The organism is Flavobacterium sp. AK-301 (genome assembly GCF_058310215.1).
Map to the genome: position 1 here is coordinate 533,771 of NZ_JBZEES010000001.1, position 23,047 is coordinate 556,817.

Consider the following 23,047-nt stretch of genomic DNA (forward strand, 5'->3'; position numbering starts at 1 on the left):
TTAATATAATTCTATATGAATGCAATAATTAATAAAACAAATTTTTACAATACCATGATTCCAATTATTTTATCGGTATTTGCTGTATACCTCACTATTGGAATGACATTAGGTATACTCCCCAGTTATATTCAACACGAATTAAAATTTGGAAGCATAATAGTTGGCTGTGTTATTGGTTTGCAGGCACTGGCTACTTTATTGACAAGAGCTTATGCCGGCAAAACAACAGATACAAAAGGTCCCAAATTAAGCAGTCAATATGGCTCATTGTTGGTTATGATAGCTGGTTTTTTATATTTATCGGCAACTTTACTTAGTCCAAGTCCTATATATGCCCTGATCATTATTTTGTTGTCAAGAATAGTACACGGAATTTCAGAAAGTTTCCTGGTTACCGGAGCATTAACTTGGGGAATTGGATTGGTTGGTGCGGACAAATCTGGTCGGGTTATGACATGGAATGGTATTTCGATGTATGCCGGTATTGCCATTGGTGCACCATTAGGAATTTGGCTTAGCAATAGTATTGGAGCTGAAACCGCATTAGGAACAATCGTAATTTTGTCTTTAATCAGTTGGGTTGTCACGAGAAATCTTCCTGATTTACGTGTTAATTTGGGACATATCAGAACTCCATTCTATAAAGTTGTAAGGAAAATTTCCGGATTGGGTCTGGGATTGGCTTTTTCTTCTATTGGCTTTGCATGTATATCCTCTTTTGTCGCACTATTATTTGTTCAGAAACAGTGGGGAAATGCATCTTTAGCTTTTATGTTATTTGGTGGTTTTTATGTGCTTGTCAGAATATTTTTTTCGTCTTTCCCAGATAAATACGGAGCCTATAAGGTTGCGTTAATTTCTCTGTTAATTGAAGTTATTGGACAATTATTTATAGGTTTTTCTACTTCTAAACTGATGGCGATAGTTGGTTGTGGTTTGACAGGGGCTGGCTTTTCTCTGATATTTCCTTCGCTAGGTGTTCTTGTTGTCAATAAAGTAACACCACAAATTCGCGGAACGGCTTTAGGTGCTTATGGAGCCTTCTTCGATTTATCGTTAGGAATAGCTGCTCCTCTTGCCGGACTGATAGCGAACTACTTCAATTACCAATCTGTTTATCTATTTGGTGGTATCAGTTGCTTTATTGCTATTGTAGTAGTAGTATTTGAAAAAAATAAAAACACATAGCTGTGTTTAGGGCACACTAATCGGTTACAGGTATTTGAGTAAAAAAGGTATCATCGTACCTCAACAACGGAACAGAGAAGAAATATTCTTTTTTGTTCCGTTTTTATTTTTAGCTTTATTTTAAAGCTCCATTACCTCCCTTTATAATTCAACTTCTTTTTCCTGTTGTTCCAATTCTTCTATCAATAAGGATTTTACTACTGTATAGGCATAGTCTTTTGCTTCGGCAAAGGAGATAGTATACTTCCGTTCGATATTCTGCATACTCTCGGGAAATCGAAGTAATAACTGATCGTAATACGCATCGAGAACATCTTTTACAGGCATTTCAAAACTGATTTTTAACTGAAATCTTCTTAATAAGGCTGTATCAACAATTTCGGGATGATTGGTTGCACAGATCAACAAAGCGTTTTCAGGGTAATAATCGATCAGCTGAATAATGGTATTGACGAGTCTTCTCATTTCGCCCACATCTTTATCATCGTTTCCTCTTGCTTTACCAATCTGATCGAATTCATCTAAAAACAGAACTGCTTTTTCTCTTCCGGCTTTTTCAAAAACTTTTTTAATATTCTGCGCTGTTTCTCCAATTCGGGAACTGACAATAGTACTCAGATTAAGGATTATTATGTCTTTACCAACTGCATTTGCAATGGCTTTTGCTGTGGTCGTTTTTCCACAACCGGAATGTCCGTGAAGCAGTATTTTATGATTTACAGATAGTCCGAATTTGTTGAGTTCGTCTACATATTTATATTCCTTAACCAATTGTTGGATACTGTTCTGATTCTTTTTATTTAAAAAAACATCGGATAACAATACTTCTCTTTTGTCACTGATCACTAAATCATATAAATTCATTTCTACACTATATTAATTATTTCTATATAAAAATACTGGTTTATTTTAAAACTAATATAGTTCAGCTTTCTTTTTAAACTTTATATTAAGCAATTCAGAGAACAAAAATAATTTTTAACGGGGTTACCCCTCATCCTGTTTGAACTTAATAAAATATATCACACGTTTTCAATTGTGCACACACTGTATGCACAATTAAACTTATGTTTTTAGAATTTTTGGAACTAAAAAAGAATCTTCATACTTAGAAAATATCATCATAATACATCTTCAGGAATTTTTAGCGATACATTAAACCTGAAACCTGATTTATTCTTATTTCGAGTACAACAAAACGCACGTTTAGAAGAAAAAACCAAATTAGCCCCTTAAATGCTAATGAATTAAACGAATCTGAAAGAGTTATTGCGAAGATTAAAATAACCATAGATTACTATTCTGTACAAAAACAAAGTACAACTTTCTTTATCAATTCTAGATTTGACTCTAATAAAGAATAATTATTTAGTTTTCTTCTTTATAATAAATTTTATAATACTTCTTGCCATTTTCATCAATTCCCTTTTGGATTAACTCTTTATCTCCATGAATATAAATATGAAAATTCTTATCTAATTTTAGTACACTTTTAAAAATACGTGATTGTTTTTTTATTGCATTTTCAGATATTGAAAAATTTTCTGCAATCTCTACACCTTGCTCTTTTTCAAATCGAGTTTTATAATTTTTAAAACTCTCTATTATTTCTGGCTTTACAATAACTTTTTCAAAAAAATCTTCAATTTCAAAAATATTTTGCTCTTTAAAAAAAACTGCTGATTTGTTTAGATAATCTGCTTGATCTGCTTTAGACACTTGAAATTCTGCTGATAATTCGTTCGTTATAAATTTTTTACATAAGGATAATGTATTTTGAGTATTATAAAAACCATCTTTCCTTTGTCGAACATTTAAAAAATCATTTAACCAATATTGTGCTTCAGAATTTTTATTAGTATTATCAGCAATAGATACTAAATACCCATCTTTTTTACTTGTATTGAAAATGATACAGCCTTTGTCTAACTTATTTATATTTATTCCTTGTAAGCTTTCAATTTCAAAACTATCTTCTCTAGAATCTATTTTTAAAAATGAATCTTTATTCTCAGATTTAAATATACCTACTGCATCAACAACTTCATCCTCTACTAGACAATCCTTAAAATATAAAACATATAATTCTCCGCTCTTAATTTTAGTATGTGTACTTTGGTTGTAAAGGTGGCTTACAATACTTTGAGATACCTCAATCAATCTTTCATGATCAGAAAAAAGTATACTAATAAGATTATATATAGGATTTAAATTAACATCATAAGTGTAAAAAAACTCGAAAAACTCATTAAAGTTAAATGTATTTTTAACTTGTTGTAAAATACTACTCTCTGCATTTTGAAAATTAGTTTCTAGTTGAGAGAATTTGACCCCTTCTCCTCTGGATTTATTTCCCACGAAATGAATCACCAAACTTTTAATCTTATCTATTGAAATCCTCATTAATAATTATTGTTTGATAGTACATACATAGGCACTAATCCATTACCATCTATGAATTCTTCTACTGTATGAAAATATTCCAAATTATTATTTTCCCAATATTCCTTAGGTGCATGTTCAACCATAAATATTTGAAATTCATCTTTTAAATCTTCAACAATATATTTTAAAAATGAATTTAAAAGTTTGAAAGCATCTATCAATTTGGACTTATCATTATTCTTAACATCTCCTTCTCCAGAATAATATGGAAAACTTGGTTGATCAATAAATAAGAACTGTGGAACATGTTGTTGTTGAACTTTTATCATATGTTCATGTAATCCGAGGTAAAAACATAAGTGCAAAAACATATAATTTGAAGAACTCCCTGTAGTTTCTATTTCAAATAATTGAGCCGGATTTTTTAATTTTAAAATCATGTCATCAATAGAAAATCGTATATTATAATCCTTATAATTAGGCATGGAATTTACTAAACTATAATTTCTCTGTATTGACTTATCCAGTTCTTCTCCCATCACATATTTTGTACTTTCGATATCATTAATTGTCTTTTCAAGTAATTCAAATTCTTTTACTAATTTTTCTAATTCTCTCACATCAGTAAACCCTAAATCATTTTTTTGTTGTTCAATTGAATTAAGTTTATTTTTAATTGTTCCTACAAAAATATATTTTGTAGCTTCACTAGAAAAAGAGGGCTTTATTTTAGGTAAATTTGAAATCTCTTTCTGAATTCTTACTTGATCTTGTTTTAGACTTTCTAATTCATCATGCAGATTAAATGATTTAAAATCAGACTTCAAATAACTTTTCTTAATATTACCTAGTGATTTTCCAAGCTCATTAACAAACATCAACACCTCATGAGTTTTAATAATTTCCTCAAAATTTTCAGTTATATACTCAATTGGTTTTAAACTATCCTCATAACTTGTAAGGTTTTTATTATAAGAAATTATTTCTTTCTTATAACGCTCTATAGAATTTATTTTTCGACTTATATCTCTTTTTTCTTTATTTAAATTATCAACTGTAGAAAATACTTTTTCATTATCTGCTAATTGAACATACTCACCAATAATATCTTTTAATAAATCTATTGCTTCTATAGCATTGAAATCATAATCAAAACTAATTAAATTATTTTCTTTACATTCTTGTATTAAACTAAATAACGATAAATCAATATTCTCTCTCTTTTTCTTTTCACCTTTAATTTTTCTAGTAACCCTAATCATCTCTTTATTTATACTCTCTAATTTTTTTCGGTTTTTGATATTTTCCATCTTATCAACACCAATCGACATTAAAAAAATTTGTTCTAAAGTATCTTCCATCTCAATTTCATAAAAACTTCTATCAAAGTAATTATTTGATGTAATTATTATATCAGCTGAAATAGAAGTAAAAAGTAAAAAATGCCTATAACTTATTGTCTTGAGATTATTTGTGATATAATCTTCAGAAGTCGTAATTCCAAATTCAACATTTAATTTTTCTTTGAGCTCCTCAATCGTAATATTTGAATAAGGAATATCTGGTTTTTCTCCTACTCCAGAAAAATAAACTTCAGAAGACACAGTCCCACTACTTGAAGATTTTCTTGCTATTACAAAATTATTATTATTAATCTGGAAATCTATTGAATACCAAGAAACATTCTCATTTATTGTTTCTTCAATAATTCTATTTTTACTAGATAATAAACAGTAATCTATAACACTCAAAAAGCTTGTCTTTCCAGTTGTTGCATCACCAGTGATTACATTAATTTTATTAGGTAAAAAATTATATACTTTGGACTTTGACTCATTTTTAAACCAAAGTTTGATATTATTTATATTAAATTTCATAATCTAATTTTTAGTATTTTATAAAGTGTACTTGTTTCATGCTTCATTATTAACGTTATAAAATTATTAATTTGCAAGGCTATTCTTTCAAATCTAAATCCTAAATCATATTCCTCTAAATTCAGCTCTCTCAAATAAAAAACCTTATTCTTCTTTACTTCTAAAATCCCCATCTCTCTAAGAAGTGTGACTGAATTTATTGCAATAGGGAGTAAATCCAAATATTTATCATTAAAATTATTAAATAAAACGGGGTGCTTATTAACGAAATCTTCAAAATCTTCGAAACTTCTCTTTTCAAATTTTATGGTTATTCTATCGTCAAGTAAAATTGGTAAAACAAGTAAAAGCCTTGTGATATCAATAGACCCTAGATAACTTAAAGTTCTTTCAATAATAATTGATGAAATTGCCTCATTATTATATACGTAGTAACTTTTACTCATTTTTATATTTATTTTCCCAATCAAGATGCCAACCAATCAATGGTTCATTAGAAAGCAAATAAAATTGACCATTACTAAATTCTTCTGTTAGTTCATTATTTTTCACACTTAATTTCTCTCTCCTCATATCATTTACACAGAATATTGCAATTTCTTTAATTTTTCCTTCAAGATTTTCAATAACCTCTCCATTACTAATTTTAATCTTAATTTCTCTGTATTTTTCTTTAAATATTCGTTTCCATCTAAAAATTGCTTCTTTGTCTAAATTTGATTTATCTGTTTCCAACAAATCACCTTCATTAATCCAATCTTTTAACTGATTAAAAAACTTCAGCATTGAAGTTGTGTAATTTAAAACTTCTTCATCTTCATCTGTCTCTCCAATATCAATTAATTGTCTTATAAACAATTGAGATTTCAAGTCTTCAGGAAAAATAAGAGGTAAATTCCTTATTGGAAGGCTATTTAATCCAAAAGCTAAATCAAAACAAGACTTGTATTTTTTAGAGAAATCCTCAAATGAAATAATAAATTTTGATTTATCAACTATTGTAAAAAATTTATCTGTTTGAATATTTGTATAAAAAGAGTTATAAACATCATCTATTTTCTCAGGTCTTTTAATTATTTTATAAATCCTATCTTTTATCTGTAAAATTATATTCTCTTGATTTGAAATGATCTCTAATTTTAATAAAAACTTTTTTTTAATCTTTTGATTTAATTTACTTAGTTGGCTAATCTTTTCTTTTATATCTTTATCTGTAGTGTCAATCAATAAATTAACTAAATAAGCTGACATTACCTTTATATCAATTTCACCACTTTGTAATTTTATTAAATTTCGAAAAAAGGAATTACTATCAATAGATTTGTTAGTTACAATTTTAAACTTAGTATTCTTTATATATTTTTCTAAATCATCAGATGCTTCTACAAATGACAACCAATTACTTATTGTTTTCCATAAGTCCAAATCTCTTTCTGTCAAATTTATATTATAACCATTCGCGTTTTTTTGAATAGTGTGTTTTGTTTGCAGTAATTCAATCTTTCCATTAGGAAATTCTATATGAACATCATCTAAAACTTCAAAACCTAATTTTTCTCCGGGATTAAGATCTAAAGCTAAATAAAGAAAATAAAAAAGCTGATAATCAAACCCTATAAGCTGCGGACCTGCCGTATGCTCTTCGTTAATTTTAAATTTATTGGTCATTATTGTTTATTTAAAGCATAAAACTAAAATAAGTCTAAAAAGTTATGGTTTATACAATCTAATCTTTACTAAAGAATTACACTTATTTTATTCTAATATCTTAACATTAAGATGTTAAAAATAGTACTAATATTTAATATATTATCTTTTTATTTAATTCAAATTTTATTTTAATAACTAAATCAATAAAGAATCATAATTCATAAAAATAATTACAAAAACTCACATTAAAATTAAAAAATACACTAGTTTAAATTACTTATATATCATAAAACAAAACCTCAACGAGACCACAATAAAAGTGGTTTATATAAGGTCAGAAAGAGAGCAGAATTATAAAAGACAACATGGTTCCTTTTTCCGGTATCTCATTCATTTCTTACTGCTACCGTTTTACAAACGTATACACAAGCTACAGATTATCCGTTTATAAGATATTTTCTATAAATTATACTCGCTTCTAAAAGGGTTTTGTAAAAAATAATTCGCTTAAAACCCTATTTCTGTCCCTGACTGACCTCTATAAACCATCTTCTATTTCAAAACGGAATACCGTTCGAGAAACTGTTCTTTGAACCGTCTGCTCATCACAATATTTTTTCCTGATAATAATTCCATCTGATGGTCTGTCAAATAGAGTTTCTTTATTTTATTCAGGTTTACTACATAATTGCGATGAATCTGAACAAATTGTTTTTCGGGTAGTTTCTGAAGTACTGTTTTTAAAGATATTTCGACCAGAAAGGATTCTTCTTCTGTTGTTATGGTGGCATACCTCCTTTCTATCTCAATACATTCAATACGATCAAATGAAACTTTCACTAATGCGTCTCTTTTTTTTATCAGAAAAAAAGCTTCCATTAACAGCGAACCTCCTATTTTTCCTAAAGAAAATACTCCTACCTGATTAGTGAATTTTTCCAGTGCCAATTCTAATGCATACTGTAGTTCTAAAATGTTGAATGGCTTCATCAGATAGCTGTAAGGATTGGTTAGTCTGGCGAGTTCAAATGTTTCTCTGTCTCTTGCACTGGTTAAAAACACAAAGGGTTTTAATGTGGAAGGGTTTTCATTGATCCGCTCAGCAAAAACAATACCGTCCGGCTGCCCTTCTAAATAGACATCTACAATCACAATATCGGGTTTCTGAGCATAGAAACAACCTAAGGCATCTTTTAATCTTGTAACTACTGCGGTTACTTCATAGCCTTTTTCTTCTAATGTTTCTCGTAATAACTGTCCTTGTTCCGGGTTGTCTTCTATAAGAAGAATACGTATTTTAGTCATGAGCATGAGTGTCGTTTGTTGTTAATTCTAAAGTAATGAAAACCTTTGTGCCTACTCCTTCTTCGCTTTCGAGTATTAATTTCCCTCCATTCTTTTCAGTCATTGCTTTACAAAGTTCTAGTCCTAATCCTGTACTGGTCCTGCCATGGATATCTTTTTGTCGTTTCTCACTACGGGGGTCAAAAATAGAATGGAGAACGGATTTTGCCATACCAATTCCGTTATCTTCAATAATTAGTTGTACAACCTCCTCTTTTACAGTTGTATATACTCTGATTTCTCCACCACATTTGGTAAACTTTATGGCATTGTCTATCAGATTCCTTATGGTTATTTTCAATGCATTTAAATCGGCATAAATCCACAAACAAACCGGAATATCTTTTGTAAACCGGATTTGTTTCTGTTTCAGTAACTCGAAATAATTACTACATACCTGTTCTATAACCGTATGAAAAGAAAGTTTTTCTTTATTGAAAAAAAGGGTTTTATTCTGCTCGAGAGCCCAGTACAATAAATTATCTAATAAAGAATAAGTGTTTTCTGCTACTATAATATTCGATTCCAGTAAGCTCTGAAAAGTGGCATACTCTTCTTTTAGTAAGGCTTTTTTTAGCTTTAAGTTACTTTCTTTCAGCATAAAAACGGGGGATCGGAGATCGTGAGCAATAATGGAAAACAAATGATCTTTTGCCTGATTCAGCTCATCCAACCGGATATTCTGCCGGGCAATTATAGTATTCTTCTTTATACTCTGACAATAAACAATAATACCTGCCAACAATAACAGCAAAAAAAAAATTGCAGTAAAAAGAAAGAGATTTCTTTCTGTCTTTTCAACTTGTAAAAGTATATTCCGAAGTTTCACTTCTTTTTCGAGTAACCGAATCCTCGTTTCTTTTTTACTGATAATAAATTTCTTTTCCTGTTCTGCTAATTTCCATATTTTATCACGATACTGACTATTTTCCTCCATTTCAACATAGGTCTTATAATATTCGGGAGTCTTTTCAGGATTTCTTTTGGATTCTGAACTATCCTTTAATCTCTGATGAAGCGCCGGACTCTTTTTATAATAATTCTCTATGTTTTTAAAATCATAGACTTTACTATCAGCCATAGTATCATGTACAAACTCCTGTAATATTGTATTTTTTAATAATACTTTATCTTCTGATTCTATTTTATGGAAATTTTCGGGTGCATTTTCATATACTGAAAGAAAAACATTCTTCTTTGTGTAGGTCAGACATTCCTCTACGGATAATACCAAAAAGTCTTTAGGAGATACGGTTTGTTGTCCAAACGCCATTAATAATCCTAAAAAAAAATAACTATTGTAGTTTTCATCATCTTAAAAACGAATTAAATAGTGAATGTGGGAATTAATATGTGAACTATTTTTCAGACACTTCTTTTTTACAGGTAATAACATCTTAAACATTTCCATACTCTGGCGCATGGTCAGTTTAAGCTGCAATTTGTATTCTTTTAAAATACTAACATAGCGCATAAAATTGTTCGCCCATAGTTTTCTGTACACTTCGTTTTCCTTTTTAAAAACTGTATTTAAGAAAGGAACGAAAGACAAATCTTTAAATTTTCCTATAGAAATCGGTTCTGATTTCTCAATTGGAACGGTTGCATTCATAATCATTTATTTTTAGTTGGTTAGTGTAAATAAAGATACTTAAATAATATTTATATTCTCTACATAACCACCTATGACACAGATAGAACCACTTATACCATTTTGTTAAAATCCTTTATACTCCTGCTGTAATATTGCTCTGTAAACAGGTCTTAATTTTTTTTTCAGACACTAAAAACAACAGAGAAAATGAAACCATCAGTAAACGAAATCCAAACGGTTCTTACTAAAAAGGGATACCTCTTTTTTGATCAGAACAAACCTTATAATATCAATATTATCGGGATTCGGAATAAAAATGAGATCGCTAATTCTTTTGATGACACCTTATGTCTTATCTATCGTGATGATAGCCTTACTCAACGGCTTTTTTATTTTCCGGTTACTACAGACCCCGGTTTATACTGGTTAAAAAATCCTCTGAATGTTAACGGAACGGCAATACTTGTTCCTGGACAATACAGAGGGTCACATCAAATAGGACTGCATAAAGGTCAGTATGAGGCTTTAGTACAGAAAACGCCACTCAAAGTATGGAGGGATGCTAATAAAGACGGGGTACTGAATTTTTCAGGTCAGCAGTATGAAGGAATATTCGGAGTTAATATCCACCGCAGTAATCCGCAGACAGAATCTCAGACTGTCGAAAAATGGTCGGCAGGCTGTACGGTTTTTAAAAAAGCAGCTGACTTCGATTTCTTTATGGGTATTTGTCATAAAGCAAAGAATCTGTATGGTAACTCTTTCACTTATACCCTACTGGAAGAAGCGGATTTTTAATGAATTAATAACCCTTAAATATTTACACTATGAACATTGCTAATCAGTTTAAAGGTCTTCCAATGGAGGATCTTATAGGCGGACCGCTATCTGCAGCAGTCAAATCTAATGTGGATCTGGCTAAATCTACGGCTGCTTTTATTAATGATATCGGTTTTGAAAAGATCAAGAATGAGGAAGGAGAATATCTTCCGGGTCCTGCGCGAATGGTCGACTTTGTATTTGAACGTCCGGGCATGGATAAGGAAGGTAATGCAACGGTGGAGGAAGTAAAAATGAAAGTTCCAATGCTGGCGATAGTACCAATTCCAAATCTACAGGTGGATCTGGTTGACATCACATTTGACATGGAGGTAAAAAGCTCTACTAAATCGGTTGATAAATCGGCTTCTGAAGGAAAATTCAGTGCCAGTTTAACGGCTAAAATTGGATTTTTTACGATCAATGCACAGGTATCGGGAGCGGTATCTGCGAGTAAGGAAAATACTCGTTCGTCTGATAAATCGGCGAAATACCATGTTGAGGTAAAAGCAACGAACCACGGTATTCCTGAGGGACTTGCGAGGGTACTGGACATCATGAACGATGCTGCTAAACCACGTCAGGTAATTGCTTATAAACCGAATGAAAACGGGGAAATCGGAAGAGGTGAAGATGGTAAACCGCTTGAGAAAGGGAAGTTAGTAAATGCTGACGGTACATCGGCTGAAACTCCGACTGAATAAACGTCTGTTTCCTTAATCAACTAAACGCCAACTGTTATGATACCTAATAATTCGAAAAAGACCGCTATTGCAGAGATACGATATGTCAAAAAAGTAACCATAGGAACTGTTAATCCAAGTGCTCCTTTTTCGGAGGAAAAACGTGAAGAACAGTTGGCGTTGCTGAATAAATGTTTATCTCAGCACCCTAAAGGAACTATTATCGGAAAAGATATTTCGATAGGAACTTTCATAATGGGTGAGCATGAACTGAATATGCAAAGTACAACCTACCACATCGGTTTTACAAGGAAACCGTATTGGATGGATGAAAATTAAAAAACTTTAAAAACCTATATCATGTCACAACAACGATTTGACCATTTATTACAGGCTATTCACAACGCTGTACTTCGTGCTCAGGAACTAACAGAGGAACAGCACATTCAGCAACTGGCTAAATATTTTGACGAGGAAGGAAAACCAATTATACAGGAGCTTCATGTGCCTACACTCGATCCGGATGATGATCCGGGAAACATGACCACTTTACGGGTTCCTTTATTAAGCTTACTTCCTCCTTCTGCAATCAAAATAAGGGAACTGAAACTGAAATTCAAAGTGGGGCTCGGGAAAATAAAGCTGGAACAACCTAATGGTAAAAGCGGACCAAGTCTGGACATTGATATGGGCGGCGGTGGCGGAATTTTTGGGAAAAAACAGGCCACGGCAAAAATAGAAATCTCTTTTGAATCGGGTGATCCGTCCGAATCTTTTTTAAGAATCAACGATTACCTGGTAAAGAGTGTTGTCTGATTAATCAACGTAATTATTAACTATTTAAATCTTAAAATCATGGGACTAGTTTTTAAAAAAGGCTGGAACACAGCTAAACCAGGGTATACAAAAAAGTATGGGCAGTATCAGGCTTTTCTGGACACCTTAACGGAATCCTCTATTATTGGTGCTTTTCGCGACGCACGAAATCATTTTTCAGATCACTGGGTTCTTGAATTCATTGATATTGCAACCAACAGCAACAGATCGGAAACGGTAACTATTCAACAGGGAACGCATCAGCCTGAAGATTTAGTAGGTGGTGGATTCTGTCTGCACTTTACCGGTAATGATAATTATAATTACGGCTTCCATTTTTATATTCTTCAAAATATAGATGGTACGCCAAAAATTATGGAAATCAGCTACCGTGACGGTAAACAGTTCATAAGTGATTACAGATCATAATCGCTTTCATTAAAATACTGAATTGAATTTTTAAAAACTCTAATTGAGTTCCTCAAAAAAACATCCGGATGTAATGAGGTTATCCTATTGCACTGTTTCACTCTAAATTATAAGATCATGGGAAGTTTAATTACCGTTAAAGGAAAAAAACAACAGGCTTTATATGTTACTAAGATCGACAAACTGGCATTAGATGATGAATTATGTATTTGTGCCTTAGCTGACTTTTCAGTCAGAAATAAAGTGTCATATCCTGTTTGTGAAATACAGCATAAAGTAGACATCTCTCTCTACAAAGCAATTGATCTGGATAAATTAATTCAAGGTTAATTCTTTCTGAAAAACATTCATTACCTCAACGAATAACCGTATTATGAAAACACGTATTGTATTAATCAGTATCGCCTTGTTATGCTCTGTTATCAGCGTTCAGGGACAAAAAATATGGACCTTAAAAGAGTGTATCGCCTATGGAAGGGCACATAGTTTTGATTATGAAGAAATCTCTATAAACAACGGAATCTATAAGGAAGATAAAAAAGCTGTTCTGGCAAATTATCTGCCTCAAATAAACGGGATTCTAAATCCTTCTTATACTGACAATACTATCGATAAAACAGAGTTCCAGACTCGTTTGGGATTCGAAATAAACACTATTATTTCAGCTGGATTCAGAAAAAAACAGGAACTTCAAAAAGTGGATCTTATTATTGATCAGAAAAACTATGATCTTGCAATTGCACAAAATACAGTTGAAGAACAAATCTTATATGCTTATATAAAGGTACTGTTGAATAAAGAACAATATGATCTGACCATTGATTTCTATAACCGATTGTTATATGTGATTAACTCTCCGTATTATCCTAAAAAGGATACTCTTTTACCTCTAGAGAATGTCTTTTTTAATGCTTTATTACAGCAGGATAAACAGGAATTAAAAATACTGAAACAATACTATGAAATAGCATTACTGCAACTAAGGCAACTCATAAACCTTCCTGCTGTTATTCCTTTTGAGATTGGAGAAATCCCCACTTCGGTACCAACTTACTCAACTCCGGAAACGGCTTATCCGAAAGCAATAACTGCCGACCCTTCGATCAGTAGTACTATCATTGCTGCTAAAATCGCTCAAAAAGAAATTGCTGTTGCAAAAAGTCATCTGTATCCCGAAATCAACTTTCAGTATACCCCTTACTATATACTGAATAACCTGGCAAAACCGGAAAAAATACAACATTATGCGGGTTTACGACTATCTATTCCTCTTTTAAATCTGAAGGCGCAGAAAACAATGGTTGAACGTGCTACAATTAGTCTGAAATTACAGGAAACTATACTTGACAATCGAAAGGAAAAGCTACATAATGTCATCAATCTTATTGTTCAGAATTTAAATAACAAGCAAAATCTTTTTCCAACAGCAACACAAACGCAGACTAAAACAGAATTGTTATTCTCCGAGACGGAGAAAAAACTATATCGGAACAAAGGTTCCAATGAAGAGTATCTGATTGCCCGAAACTGGAATAAAAAAGCGACTATGGAACTAATCCTACTGAAATATGAGATCATCACACAGTCTAAACTCCTTGACTTTTATACCGGAATCGAACTTTAAATCTTTGTTTTTCCTAAACCTTTAATTCTTCACGATCATGAATGCTATATATGAAAAAATACAAAATCGTTCGGTTTATTCAATACCTGAAACTGAAAAAACTATGGAGAACCATAATACAGATAGTTCAATAACAGAGAAAAAAACAACTGTTATCTCATCTCAGGAAACGGCTGAGACTTATCAAGCAAAATTAGAACAACAAATCAATACTGATATTGAACAAATGCTGCAATACACGATACAGAAACAAAAAACACTACCGCCAAAAACGGCGGTACTGATCGGAAATAAGGAACTATCCGGCAGAATCAGATTACATGCGATCCTTTTAAGAACAATTGCTCCGGCAACTCCTGAAGGTGTTCGGTTCTTAACTCAATATCAACAGGAAAACACGACAAAAATAAACTTTTTTAAAATTCCTTTTGTCCGTTTTCTAATCAATAGTATAATGATCTCCCTGTTATTAATGGCTCTGCTTATTAGTCTGAGTGAAATAATAACGGAAAATATAAAACCTGATTTAGTATTTACTGATACAACTATATTAATTATAAACTGGACTTATATTATCGTTTCTGCCTGTATTGGTTCTTTTGTTTATTACTTGTTAAAACTACTGAAACAAATCCGGGAGGCAACATTTACCACTGACAGTATTTCGGATTACCAAATCGGTCTTTTACTTGGAATACTGAGTGGAATCCTTTTAACGGAAAGCCACATCTTGTATCCTTATCTAACAGAAAACCCTATTATAAACCACACTTTATTAGTCTTATCAGGCGGACTAATCGGTGATGTACTTTACCGAATATTCAAAAAAATTACAGCTGTAATAGCTACTATCTGACTAATGATTGCATCTTAAAATTTAAAGTAAATCTTTTAACCGTTATCCCATGAAGACACCTGTTTTTTACTTCTCTGACTATTTTCCTGAAAAAGGAATGGATGCTGCACTTGCTTATCGTACTATATGCGAGGAACTTACAATGGATGGTAATATCCATCTTGATCTGGGTAGTTTTACCACGACCTCAATGGATCCTTATGCAGATAAACTAATCATGGAACAAATTGGAAAAAACTTCATCGATTTCTCTGAATATCGGCAAACTAAAAAAATCCATGATCGTATGGTCTCTTTTTTAGCACATTTACTACATGCTCCTGAAAAATCAACTGCTACAGGAACAGCAACCATAGGTTCTTCGGAAGCGGTAAAATTAGCTTTACTGGCGCATAAATGGCAATGGAAAAAAAGACAAAAAGCATTAGGTAAATCTGTGGCTAATCCTAATATTGTTTATTGTAGTAACGCGCATGTATGCTGGGATAAGTTTGCTTTATATTTTGATGTGGAACCCCGTAAAATCCCTATTTCTTCTTTTAAAGAATTTCCTATAAATGAAATTCTGAAAAATATTGATGAAAACACTATTTGCGTTGGCGCTATAGCGGGAAATACTTATACAGGTGGTATGGATCCTATACAGGAATTAAATGATAAATTACAACTACTGAATCTGGAAAATAACCGGGATACAGGTATTCATGTTGATGCTGCTATAGGGGGATTTATACTGCCTTTTTTATCTGAAACCAAAACATTGCAATGGGATTTTCAACTGCCCTTAGTTCGTACCATCAATTTATCCGGTCATAAATTCGGGTTAGTCTATCCGGGAATTGGCTGGCTTTTGTTTCGGGATCAGACAGCACTACCACGAGAATTGATATTCACTTCTCATTATCTGACAGAACCTATTGATACTTATACCTTAAATTTTTCGAGAGGAGCTTCTATGATCTTAGCTCAATATTTTACAATGCTGCATCATGGGATTGAGGGATATGAAAAAATCATAGCTCAATGTTGTAAAACAGCGGATCGCTTACGAAATAATTTAGAAGAAACCGGTTGTTTTAAAATAATAGATGACCGTATACTTCCTATTGTTGCTATTCAGATAACTAATCCCGCAATTGTAGATACGGAACTATTAGTTGCCCAATTGCGAGAAAAAAACTGGATGCTTCCGGTTTACAAAATGCCGGATAATATGAGCCATGAAGTTCTGATAAGAATTGTCATAAAAGAAAATTTTAGTCCTGTTATGGCGAATATGCTTAGCCATGATCTGATTTCCACTTATAAAAAATTAAGTTTACTTAGGTATTAATTCGATAATCTAATGAAAGTAAAATCTGTATTCTTATCGATAATGTGTTATTTGATAATACTACAATGTTTTGTTCTGCATGCCTCTACGCTAAAGCAGAATCTTTCTGAAAAACAAAGTTTATCAGAACCAATTCTTGTAACTGTATCTGTACATCTGAATAAGATATATGATATTAATACTGTAAACAAAACCTATCTTATTGATGCTTATCTTGTTCTCTCTTGGTATACTACAAAAAATCCGGGTACACAATCTGACAGCACAATGACCATTTATGAAAATGAGGATTTTCCAAAAAAAATAGCTGTACCTTCTTTTGAATTTATCAATATTCTGGGAAACAGAGAAATTATCAATAAACGTCTTATTGTATATTCAAACGGATTAGTGACTTATAATGAACGTTTTCACGGCAGATTTACCACATCAATGGACTTTCATCAGTATCCCAATGATAAACAACGCTTTACTCTACAGTTAGAATCTTTTTCTCTGGAAAAAAACAAACTTATATTTGTTCATCCTAATTTATTCCCTAAAAAACTGGATGAATCCTATATGGAAGAATGGACTATTCTGGGAACTAAAAATTATGTCAATGACATGGCATACAATCATCTGAGTCTGAATTCGAAAAAGTCTGAATTGTTTTCCCGCTGCAATTTTGAAATTATAGCGCAACGTAAAATAGAATATTATTTATGGAAAGTTATTTTACCTGTGGGTATTCTGATCGTTGCATCCTGGCTGGTATTCTGGGTAAAAGATTTTACTAATCAATTAAGCATATCATTTACTTTAATGTTAACCATGGTAACCTTTAACTTTTACACCTCTTCTTTATTACCTGCTTTGCCTTATAATACATTTATAGAAATGGTAATCATTTCAGGCTATATCTCTATTTTCCTGACAACAATTGCAATCATTTTCAATTATGCCTACACAAAAGAAGAGCAACTTACCACAAGAATTAATTTCTTTTTTCGCTTGCTTTTCCCGTTACTTTATCTTGTGTATATTATGATATTAATTTTTAGTATCTTTTTATAAAACACAATTCTTTCAAAGCTTTATATTTCAATACTATTATAGGTTTAATTATATACAATGAATAACACTCCACTTGGCGGTTTATAGTCTGTTTCTATCTTACAAAAAGACTTTAAAATTAACTATTTATTTAATTAGGTATTATGATCCTTTTTATTCTTAACTATAACATCAGATTAGCATAAATTTAGATTAATGATTAAAAACTTACTTTACACTTTACTTAAGTCATCATAAAAATTGAAAATATAATTCTATAAAGTATTAACCATTAAATTTAAATTATGAATATTTTACGTCTCTCTATTATTTACGCAAGTGTTATTTTAGCATTTACAACACAGGGTTTACATGCTCAACAGCTAAAATTCAATAAGGATGGAAGCTTCAAAATCGTCCAATTTACCGATTTACATTATATTGCGGGAGCCATACCTTCACAGAAGTCTATCAGCATGATGATAAGCACTTTAGAAAACGAACAACCTGATTTGGTAATATTTACAGGTGATGTGGTAGTCAAGGCACCTACTACAAAAGGGTGGGATGAAGTGTTGGATGTCGTTATTTCTAAAAATGTCCCATATATCGTGACCCTCGGTAATCATGATGATGAAAGTGAATTGAACAGGGCGCAGATAGCGGCATACTTGGTTAAAAAACCATTATTAGTAAATAATCAAGCAATCATAGATGGTGTCGATGGTGTACTAAATGCAAGTATACCTATATTTGGAAATGATGGAAAAACAGCATTCATACTATATGCAATGGACTCCAAGGCATACTCTCAGGTAAAAGAAATAAAAGGTTACGGCTGGTTTGGACATAATCAAATCGAATGGTATCTCAAGGAAAGTAATATGATCAAAAATAAAAATGGTCGGGTAATTCCTGCATTGGCTTTCTTTCATATCCCCTTTCCGGAATATGGAATTGCTTTTGATGACCTTTCTTATAAACGGATCGGGGTAAGATATGAACGTGAAGCAAGTCCAATTGTGAATTCAGGAATGTTTGTAGCAATGTTACATCAAGGAGATGTTCTCGGTACATTTGTAGGTCATGATCACGTAAATGATTATTTGGTCAATTATTATGGTATCGGTTTAGCTTATGGTTGCTTTTCGGGAAGTGAAAATACTTATCTGCGAGAAAAAAATGGAGCAAGAATAATACAGATAAATGAAAAAAAGAAAGGATTTCACACGTATATTCGGGAATATGATGGCAATATTCTATATCGTACAGACTATCCTTTTGAAAAGAAATAGATTCGTTGTACTATATCCAATCCCGGGATAACTGAATAAATTAATCCGGTCTGATATCAATTGCAATTATTTCTAGTTATGCTTATGCTAAAGAAGAACAACTCACTATAAAGGTTAATTTCTTTCTTCATTTAGTTCTCCCTTTAGTTTATCCTCTATAAACTATGCTATTGAAAGAACTGTATATTAATAAAATATAGTTCTTTCAAAGCTTTATACTTTTGAATATTAGGCTAATCCTATTATTATCTTACATTTGTAAGACTAATTATCACAATAGACTATGACAGAAACTCTAATACTGATAGCTATTATCTTGCTTATTGTTATACTAAATAATATTAAATCAAGATTTAATAAAATCGACAATCATCTGAATGATCTGAATAAAAAGATCGATCTTCTCAGAAAACAAGCTTATATACCTGAAAAACAGTTAGAAATAAAGAAAGAAATTATTCCTGTTCAGCCCGAAAATACATCTCCTGTTATTAAAACAGAGGAGAAAAAACCAACAGAAAGCATCCCTGTTCCTGAAAATACTATTCCAAAACCGATAGAAGCTCCTGTAACTCCTCCTGCTCCTCCAAAGGCACAGACTCCAAAACCTCAGATGGTTCTGAGACCAGTCGTACCAAAAAAATCATGGTGGGAAAATTTTAAAGAGAAAAACCCCGATCTGGAAAAGTTTATCGGTGAAAATCTGATCAATAAAATAGGTGTTCTTATTCTTGTACTGGGCATCAGTTACTTTGTAAAGTTTGCAATCGACAAAGACTGGATCAATGAACCGGCAAGAGTAGGTATCGGTATTTTATGTGGTGCTCTGGTAATGGCTTTTGCTCATAAACTTAGAAAAAACTACAGTGCTTTCAGTTCTGTATTAGTTGCTGGTGCGATTGCTATATTTTATTTTACAATAGCCATTGCGTTCCATGACTATCATCTTTTTAATCAGACCGCCACTTTTATTATCATGGTAGCAATCACCGCTTTCAGTGCGCTGATCTCATTATCTTATAACAGAGTAGAATTAGCCATTTTGTCTCTTATAGGTGGTTTTGCAGTTCCGTTTATGGTCAGTACCGGATCCGGTAATTATGTCGTATTGTTTACTTATATTACCATATTAAATGTTGGTATTCTGACGATGGCTTATTACAGAAAATGGAGTATTATTAATATACTGTCCTATGTTTTTACCACTATACTTTATTTCGGATGGTTACTTTCTGTAAAAGATAAGGAAGACGCTCCTTACGCCGGAGCATTACTGTTTGCTTTTATTTTCTACTTTATTTTTATTCTGATCAATATTATTAATAATATAAGAACAAAAGGAGCTTTTACCAGAATTGAATTATCAATACTAACTGCTAATACATTTTTGTTCTATACCGCAGGAATGGTTATTTTAAACGAGTATCATCCGGAGTTCAAAGGATTATTTACTACTATACTGGCTATATTCAATTTAATATATGCCTGGTTCCTGTATAAAAAATTCGGTACTGACAAGAAAGTAGTCTATCTGCTTATCGGATTAACACTAACCTTTATAACACTAGCTATTCCAATACAGTTTCAGGGGAATCGAATTACCATATTTTGGGCAACAGAAGCAGTGTTATTAATGTGGCTGGCACAAAAGTCGAAAATGCCTGCTTTTAGATTTGGCTCCGTGATCATTCATATTTTAATGATTTTCAGTTTAGTTATGGACTGGTATCAGATTTATGGTAATCCGGAAATAATTAATATCGTATTCAATCGTGCTTTCATTGCCGGTATTGCCGCTGTGCTTTCTTTTGTTACGGTTTATTTCCTGATCCGAAAAGAGGAAGAAAGTTTCAAACAGTTCGGATTGATCTTTAATCCAAAATGGTACAATCAGTATGCTTTGGTTATTGCTGTCTTTCTTTTATATCTAACCGGTATACTGGAAGTTTATTTTCAGGCTTACAACTATATCGATTCTGCTATGGTTTATGCATTACCTGTACTCTATCACTTGGTATTCTGCGCTATAACAGTTCATTTTTACTATAAAGAGGAAAACAGTGTAAGCCGACAAATCTCCACTGTTATTGCAATTATCAATATTGTCCTTTTTACTTTTCTGTTCTCCCGAATTGCACTTAATGAACTGGAAAATTATCTCCTTATTGGTACGACAAATAAAATTATTTTTGCTGCTCATTATCTGTCATTGATCTGTATCATCTATTTTGGATTCATATTGTATAGGATCAATACTAAAAAAGCCGTTTTCAATAATCCCGTTTTTACCTGGATCGCAGCCTTTTTTATTATTTATATTGCTAGTTCACAAGTAATGTTACATGGTTTAATGCTTACCACGCAATCGGCAGCAGAACAAACTGTATTAGCAAAACAAATTGCAGAGGAATACAGCTACTATGGTACCACAGCTGTTAATGAAGAAGTTGTATACAGAACGGTATCAGAAGCCCGAATTCAGATCATTAAAATTGCTTATCCGATCTTATGGGGTGTAATTGCTTTCTTCTTTTTAATTATCGGTATTAAAAAACAATGGAAGAATCTACGAATTATAGCGCTTTCTCTGCTGGGACTTACTATTCTTAAATTATTTCTTTATGATATCCGAAATGTGTCTGAAACAGGAAAAATAATTGCTTTTATATTACTGGGTATACTAATTCTGATTATCTCGTTTGTGTACCAAAAAATAAAAGTACTGGTGTTAAGTGATACTCCAAAAGTTCCAACTAATAAAAATTCAGATGAAAAAAATAATTAATTATATAGTACTGTTATGCATTACAACTACAGCAATTGCTCAGAAATTTGCTGTAGAATCAAAAATACCAACAGTGGAACAGGACGGAATGTACCGTATTCTGATTACACCGGAAATTCGTTCCTACTCTGATAAATACCTGAACGATCTCCGAATTTACAGTAGCCAGAAAAAAGAAGTTCCTTATTTTATCAGCGATGATTACAACTCATTAACAGTAAAAGAGGGTAAGTTTACAGAATACCCTATTATCGCCAGAGGCAGTATTGCGGATACAAGTTCTTTCATCATAATAGAAAACCCTACTACTGCTTCTATCAAACAGATTCGGTTAATTATAGCCAACTCAGATGTTACAAAAACCTATAACATCAGCGGAAGTAACAATCAGAAAGAATGGTTTGGTCTTGTTAATCAGCAAAAATTATATGATCTGTACAGTCACAAAACTACTTCTGTTGATAAAGAAATAGCTGTTCCGTTGTGTTCTTATCGCTATCTGAAAATAGAATTTGATGATAAAAAAACATTACCAATACATGTTTTAAAAGCAGGTACTTATTTTAATTATACTGTATCGGTTCGCTTTGATGAGATAAAAGCAGAAAATTATGCTGTAAAGGAACTTTCCAAAGAAAAGAAGACGCAGCTTCATTTTAAATTCGAACATCCTCAAACCATAGATCAGATCGTATTTGCGATTACGGCTCCGGCATTCTATAATAGAAAAGCCAAAATCTTACTAAATAAAACCAAAAAAGTAAAAAAACGAACTGAGAATTATCAGAAAGTCTATTACACATTTGAACTGAATTCAAACAATCTGAATCATATTGATTTCCCCCGCTTCTTTGAGAAAGAATTTATTATCGAAATAGATAATGAGGACAATCTTCCTTTATCAATTGCTTCTGCAAAATTAATGCAAATACCTGCTTATATCATTACCAATCTGAAAGCAGGAGAAAATTATACGATACAGACTGGTAATCCGGAACTATCTGCTCCTAGTTATGATCTGGGATATTTCAGAAACTCTATACCAAAAGACCTGTCTATTTTAAAACCAACTAAAGTAATGGAAAACAAAACCGTTTCTGAATTAAAGTCCTCTCCTTTCTGGCAACAACCTTGGTTCTTGTGGATATGTATTGGAATTGGAGCGCTTACAACTGTTTATTTTTCAGTCAGTCTTTTAAAGGATATGAGGAAGTAGTTTTTCATTAGTTGATAGTTAATAATGGATAATTGATAGTTTTTGTGAGAGGTTATTTGTAAAAAGTGAAATGTTATTGACCACTCATCAGAAATTTCCAACTTCACAGAATGTA

General features: G+C 32.0%; 22 protein-coding genes. 14 read left to right on the top strand and 8 right to left on the bottom strand.

The genetic code is table 11. The annotated features are described in order from the left end of the window. Positions 1-15: 15 nt before the first annotated feature. A complete protein-coding gene (locus AC4FQX_RS02440) occupies positions 16-1,191 on the top strand; it encodes an MFS transporter (protein ID WP_491166073.1) in 1,176 nt (391 codons plus the stop codon). 141 nt (positions 1,192-1,332) lie between these two features. On the opposite strand, the gene AC4FQX_RS02445 is transcribed toward AC4FQX_RS02440, so the two are convergent. The 8 genes from AC4FQX_RS02445 to AC4FQX_RS02480 all read right to left on the bottom strand — a co-directional run bounded on the left by AC4FQX_RS02445 (position 1,333) and on the right by AC4FQX_RS02480 (position 10,059). Further along, positions 1,333-2,055 (bottom strand): AAA family ATPase, encoded by a 723-nt coding sequence (locus tag AC4FQX_RS02445; RefSeq protein WP_491166074.1) that lies wholly within the window; start codon positions 2,053-2,055, stop codon positions 1,333-1,335. A 504-nt stretch (positions 2,056-2,559) separates the two neighbouring features. Further along, the gene (locus tag AC4FQX_RS02450) at positions 2,560-3,594 is read right to left on the bottom strand and encodes a nucleoid-associated protein (protein WP_491166075.1); all 1,035 of its coding nucleotides are present in this window, start codon (positions 3,592-3,594) and stop codon (positions 2,560-2,562) included. After that, complete coding sequence (locus tag AC4FQX_RS02455; RefSeq protein ID WP_491166076.1) at positions 3,594-5,453, bottom strand: DUF3732 domain-containing protein; 1,860 nt, start codon at positions 5,451-5,453, stop codon at positions 3,594-3,596. The genes AC4FQX_RS02450 and AC4FQX_RS02455 overlap by 1 nt, the downstream gene beginning before the upstream one ends. After that, entirely contained in the window at positions 5,450-5,899 is a 450-nt protein-coding gene (locus AC4FQX_RS02460) for a three component ABC system middle component (protein ID WP_491166077.1), read from the bottom strand. The genes AC4FQX_RS02455 and AC4FQX_RS02460 overlap by 4 nt, the downstream gene beginning before the upstream one ends. Beyond that, the gene (locus tag AC4FQX_RS02465) at positions 5,892-7,121 is read right to left on the bottom strand and encodes an ABC-three component system protein (protein ID WP_491166078.1); all 1,230 of its coding nucleotides are present in this window, start codon (positions 7,119-7,121) and stop codon (positions 5,892-5,894) included. Before AC4FQX_RS02465 ends, AC4FQX_RS02460 begins: the two co-directional genes overlap by 8 nt. A gap of 534 nt (positions 7,122-7,655) precedes the next feature. After that, on the bottom strand, positions 7,656-8,408 hold the full coding sequence (locus tag AC4FQX_RS02470) for a LytR/AlgR family response regulator transcription factor (RefSeq protein ID WP_491166079.1): 753 nt from the start codon (positions 8,406-8,408) through the stop codon (positions 7,656-7,658). Next, the gene (locus AC4FQX_RS02475; protein WP_491166080.1) at positions 8,401-9,720 is read right to left on the bottom strand and encodes a sensor histidine kinase; all 1,320 of its coding nucleotides are present in this window, start codon (positions 9,718-9,720) and stop codon (positions 8,401-8,403) included. Before AC4FQX_RS02475 ends, AC4FQX_RS02470 begins: the two co-directional genes overlap by 8 nt. A gap of 42 nt (positions 9,721-9,762) precedes the next feature. Then, on the bottom strand, positions 9,763-10,059 hold the full coding sequence (locus AC4FQX_RS02480; protein ID WP_491166081.1) for a hypothetical protein: 297 nt from the start codon (positions 10,057-10,059) through the stop codon (positions 9,763-9,765). A gap of 189 nt (positions 10,060-10,248) precedes the next feature. Between AC4FQX_RS02480 and AC4FQX_RS02485 the strand changes: the two genes are divergently transcribed. The 13 genes from AC4FQX_RS02485 (at position 10,249) to AC4FQX_RS02545 (ending at position 22,932) form a co-directional block, all read left to right on the top strand. Continuing rightward, complete coding sequence (locus AC4FQX_RS02485; RefSeq protein WP_491166082.1) at positions 10,249-10,839, top strand: hypothetical protein; 591 nt, start codon at positions 10,249-10,251, stop codon at positions 10,837-10,839. Positions 10,840-10,901: 62 nt separating this feature from the next. Then, positions 10,902-11,564 (top strand): DUF2589 domain-containing protein, encoded by a 663-nt coding sequence (locus AC4FQX_RS02490; protein WP_491166305.1) that lies wholly within the window; start codon positions 10,902-10,904, stop codon positions 11,562-11,564. A 36-nt stretch (positions 11,565-11,600) separates the two neighbouring features. Then, positions 11,601-11,882, top strand: a complete 282-nt coding sequence (locus tag AC4FQX_RS02495; protein ID WP_491166083.1) for a hypothetical protein — start codon at positions 11,601-11,603, stop codon at positions 11,880-11,882. A gap of 21 nt (positions 11,883-11,903) precedes the next feature. After that, the gene (locus AC4FQX_RS02500; protein ID WP_491166084.1) at positions 11,904-12,359 is read left to right on the top strand and encodes a DUF2589 domain-containing protein; all 456 of its coding nucleotides are present in this window, start codon (positions 11,904-11,906) and stop codon (positions 12,357-12,359) included. A 39-nt stretch (positions 12,360-12,398) separates the two neighbouring features. Continuing rightward, on the top strand, positions 12,399-12,788 hold the full coding sequence (locus AC4FQX_RS02505) for a hypothetical protein (RefSeq protein WP_491166085.1): 390 nt from the start codon (positions 12,399-12,401) through the stop codon (positions 12,786-12,788). A gap of 117 nt (positions 12,789-12,905) precedes the next feature. Beyond that, positions 12,906-13,118: a hypothetical protein gene (locus AC4FQX_RS02510; RefSeq protein ID WP_491166086.1), complete on the top strand. Its 213-nt coding sequence runs from the start codon at positions 12,906-12,908 to the stop codon at positions 13,116-13,118. A gap of 43 nt (positions 13,119-13,161) precedes the next feature. Continuing rightward, positions 13,162-14,412 carry a TolC family protein gene (locus tag AC4FQX_RS02515; RefSeq protein WP_491166087.1) on the top strand — a complete coding sequence of 417 codons (1,251 nt, stop codon included), beginning with the start codon at positions 13,162-13,164 and terminating at the stop codon, positions 14,410-14,412. Between the two features lie 37 nt (positions 14,413-14,449). After that, positions 14,450-15,268, top strand: a complete 819-nt coding sequence (locus AC4FQX_RS02520) for a hypothetical protein (RefSeq protein WP_491166088.1) — start codon at positions 14,450-14,452, stop codon at positions 15,266-15,268. 49 nt (positions 15,269-15,317) lie between these two features. Continuing rightward, positions 15,318-16,601: a glutamate decarboxylase gene (gad, locus tag AC4FQX_RS02525; RefSeq protein WP_491166089.1), complete on the top strand. Its 1,284-nt coding sequence runs from the start codon at positions 15,318-15,320 to the stop codon at positions 16,599-16,601. A 12-nt stretch (positions 16,602-16,613) separates the two neighbouring features. Next, positions 16,614-17,657: a hypothetical protein gene (locus AC4FQX_RS02530; protein ID WP_491166090.1), complete on the top strand. Its 1,044-nt coding sequence runs from the start codon at positions 16,614-16,616 to the stop codon at positions 17,655-17,657. Between the two features lie 284 nt (positions 17,658-17,941). Then, the gene (locus AC4FQX_RS02535) at positions 17,942-18,931 is read left to right on the top strand and encodes a metallophosphoesterase family protein (RefSeq protein WP_491166091.1); all 990 of its coding nucleotides are present in this window, start codon (positions 17,942-17,944) and stop codon (positions 18,929-18,931) included. Between the two features lie 283 nt (positions 18,932-19,214). Then, complete coding sequence (locus tag AC4FQX_RS02540; RefSeq protein ID WP_491166092.1) at positions 19,215-21,716, top strand: DUF2339 domain-containing protein; 2,502 nt, start codon at positions 19,215-19,217, stop codon at positions 21,714-21,716. After that, a complete protein-coding gene (locus tag AC4FQX_RS02545) occupies positions 21,700-22,932 on the top strand; it encodes a hypothetical protein (protein ID WP_491166093.1) in 1,233 nt (410 codons plus the stop codon). The genes AC4FQX_RS02540 and AC4FQX_RS02545 overlap by 17 nt, the downstream gene beginning before the upstream one ends. Positions 22,933-23,047 lie beyond the last annotated feature (115 nt).